The 3449-nt window shown below is 61.2% G+C and carries 2 protein-coding genes and 1 pseudogene; 2 read left to right on the top strand and 1 reads right to left on the bottom strand.

The genetic code is table 11. The features are described from left to right. Positions 1–30: 30 nt before the first annotated feature. On the bottom strand, positions 31–1497 hold the full coding sequence (gene zwf / locus B3V69_RS07840; RefSeq protein ID WP_296445367.1) for a glucose-6-phosphate dehydrogenase: 1467 nt from the start codon (positions 1495–1497) through the stop codon (positions 31–33). Between the two features lie 160 nt (positions 1498–1657). Between zwf and tal the strand changes: the two genes are divergently transcribed. Then, the gene (gene tal, locus B3V69_RS07835; RefSeq protein ID WP_296445365.1) at positions 1658–2605 is read left to right on the top strand and encodes a transaldolase; all 948 of its coding nucleotides are present in this window, start codon (positions 1658–1660) and stop codon (positions 2603–2605) included. A 2-nt stretch (positions 2606–2607) separates the two neighbouring features. Beyond that, positions 2608–3449: pseudogene (locus B3V69_RS07830) on the top strand (glucose-6-phosphate isomerase); the annotation flags it as partial.

Here is a 3449-nt window from a genome sequence, read left to right as displayed (position 1 = left end):
CGCAGCACACGCAGTGGCGAGCGGGGGGGCTCATGTCTCTTCGGCCCAGCAAAATCCGTCGCGCGCAATCATGGCGCTGGACGCACTGGGACCCCAGGTGCCGGCCGCATAAAGGCGCGGGCCCTGCATGTCATTTTTCCAGTGCTCAAGGATCGGCTCGACCCAGCGCCATGCTTCTTCCTGCTCGTCGCTGCGAACAAACAAGTTGAGGCGGCCGTCGATCACGTCCAGCAGCAGGCGTTCATACGCGCCCACGCGCTCCGAGCCAAAACGTTTGTCAAAGTCCAGATCCAGTTGCACGGGCACCAGTGTCTGTGACGAAGCCTGGGTGCCCTGGCGATTGGTTTGCCCCTGCGCCAGCAGATGCAACTCCAGGCCGTCCTTGGGCTGCAGGTTGATGACCAGGCGATTCGCGACGTCGATTTGCGAATTGAAGATGGCGTGCGGCGTCGGCCGGAAATTCACCACAATGCGGGCGTCCCGTCCGGCCAGTCGCTTGCCGGTGCGGATATAGAAGGGCACGCCGGCCCAGCGCCAGTTGGAGATCTCGGTGCGCAAGGCGACAAAGGTTTCGGTAGGGCTTTGCGGGCTGACGCCGGTCTCTTCGCGGTAGGCGGCCACCGGGGTCCCTGAGATGGTGCCGGCCGCATACTGGCCGCGAATGACGTCCTGCGTCAATGCCTCGGCGGTCCAGGGCTTGAGCGAGCGCAAGACCTTGAGTTTTTCATCGCGGATGGCGTCGGCGTGGGCGTTGATGGGCGGCTCCATGCCAATGGCGCACAGCAGTTGCAGGGCATGGTTTTGCACCATGTCCCGCAGGGCGCCGGTGGTCTCATAAAACGCACCGCGTTTTTCCACACCCAGATCCTCGGCGATCGTGATCTGGATGTTGGCAATATGTTCGCGCCGCCACAGGGGCTCAAACAGGGAGTTGCCAAAACGCAGTGCAAACAGGTTTTGCACCGCCGGCTTGCCCAGGTAATGGTCAATGCGAAAGACCTGCTTTTCACCAAAGACCCGGCGCACGGTTTCGTTGATCGCGCGGTTGCTTGCCAGGTCATGACCCAGGGGTTTTTCGAGCACGACACGGGTCCGGGGCGTGTTCAGCCCGGCGCTAGCCAGCTGTTCACACACCGTGGTGAAGAGGGCGGGCGCGGTGGCCACGTACATGACCACGGTGTGGGCCTGGCGTTTGGCCAGTGAAGCGGCCAGCAGGGCGTAGTCATCGGGCTTGGATAAATCCATGCGCACGAATTCGAGTAAAGCCGCAAACCGTGTGAACTCTTCCGCGCTCGGGCGTTTGGGCAGCTCCACATTGTCAAAGCGCGAACAGATCAGGGCGCGGAACTGCTCATCGCTGAGCTCGTCGCGGGCGACGCCGATGATGCGGCCGCCCTCGGGCAGCGTGCCATGGCGAAAGGCCTGAAACAGGGCGGGCATCAGCTTGCGCCAAGCCAAGTCGCCGGTAGCACCAAACATTACAAGGTCGAAGCTCATGGATGAAATGAAGTTAGGGTGTCAAACAAAATCAAGCGGGTAATGTAACTTAGTTTCATGATTTCACAAATATCTTGTAACTCCGTTCGTGCGCGTCGCTTGTCAAGCGCGTGTAACCCGCCCGTTACCAGCGGCTCAGCGGCCACCGGATAATGGCAGCATGAACCAACTCGATGCCCTCAAACAATTCACCACCGTGGTGGCTGACACCGGTGATTTCAAGCAGATGGACGCTTATCGGCCGCAAGACGCCACCACCAATCCGTCGCTGATCCTGAAGGCGGTGCAAAAGCCCGATTACCAGTCCTTGCTGGCGGACACCGTGGCCCAGTACCGTGGGCGTGCGCTGGACGAAATCATGGACCGGCTGCTGGTGCGTTTTGGCGTTGAGATACTGTCCATCATTCCGGGGCGCGTGTCCACCGAGGTCGATGCCCGTTTGAGTTTTGACCCCCCCGCCAGCATCGCGCGGGCCGAGCGCCTCATCGCGCTGTACCAGGCGCAGGGCATCCACATGGACCGCGTGCTAATCAAGGTGGCTGCGACCTGGGAAGGTATTCAAGCCGCCAGGCAGCTGGAGCAGCGCGGCATTCACACCAACCTGACCCTGCTGTTCTCGCACAGCCAGGCGGTGGCCTGTGGTGAGGCCAAGGTGCAGCTGATCTCGCCTTTCGTGGGCCGCATTTACGATTGGCATAAAAAGTCTGCGGGACCCGGCTGGGTGGAAGCCGACAACGCGGGTACCAATGACCCCGGCGTCAAGTCGGTGCGACAAATCTACAACTACTACAAGAAATTCGGCATTGCCACCGAGGTGATGGGCGCAAGTTTTCGCAATGTCGGGCAAATTACGGCACTGGCCGGTTGCGACCTGCTCACCATCAGCCCGGATTTGCTGGCCAAGTTGGCTGCCAGCAAAGCCCCGCTGGAGCGCGCCTTGACGGCTGAGGCTGCCCAGTCGCTTGATCTGGCGCCCCTTCATTACGACGAGGCAGGCTTCCGCTTCGCCCTCAATGAAGACGCGATGGCCACCGAGAAACTGTCCGAGGGCATACGCGCGTTTTGTGTTGATGCGGTCAAGCTGGACCGACTGCTGCTGGCGGCTTGATCATGAACCGCACGCGTTGTGACCGCACGCCCGCTTGGGGCGCACTGCAGACCGCTTTCGATACCAGTGGCCACGCCTTCGATCTGCGTGCCGCGTTTGCCGCAGAGTCCGGCCGTTTTGAGGCGTTCAGCCAAACCGCGCCCCATGTGTTTGCCGACCTGTCCAAGAACCTGATCGATAGCGCGACGCAGCAGCTGCTGTTTGATCTGGCGCGCCAGACCGGTGTCGAGCAGCATCGGGACGCCATGTTTGCCGGTGAAAAGATCAACAGCACGGAGCAGCGCGCGGTGATGCACTGGTTATTAAGAAATCCGCCTCTAGCCCTCGTGGATAAAGCGCAAGATGCTACAAATAATGTAGCAAATGAGTTGACGCAAGTGCATGCCACGCTGGACGCCATGCTGGCCTACGCGCAAACCGTGCGCGCGGATGAGTCGATCACCGACGTGGTGAACATCGGCATTGGCGGCTCCGACCTCGGCCCGCAAATGGCGGTGCTGGCGCTCGATGCGTTCGTGCTGCCGGGCAAGCGCTTCCACTTCGTCTCGAATGTCGACGGGCACGAGCTGGCCGCTGTGCTCAAACGCGTCAAGCCAGCGAGCACCCTGTTTTTGATTGCCAGCAAGACCTTCACCACCATCGAGACCATGACCAATGCGCTCTCGGCCAAGGCCTGGTTCGAAGCGCAGGGCGGTACCGATATCGCCCGCCACTTCGCCGCGCTCACCACCAACGTGGCGGCGGCCAACGCCTTTGGTATCAGCACCACATTTGGCTTTTGGGACTGGGTCGGCGGGCGCTATTCGGTCTGGTCGGCCATCGGCCTGCCTTTGGCCATCGCCAT

This window comes from Rhodoferax sp. UBA5149 (assembly GCF_002413825.1).
In the GTDB taxonomy this organism is placed as follows: Bacteria; Pseudomonadota; Gammaproteobacteria; order Burkholderiales; family Burkholderiaceae_C; genus Rhodoferax.
The sequence above is the reverse complement of the archived record's forward strand: the minus strand, read 5'-3'. Positions and strand labels throughout refer to the sequence as shown.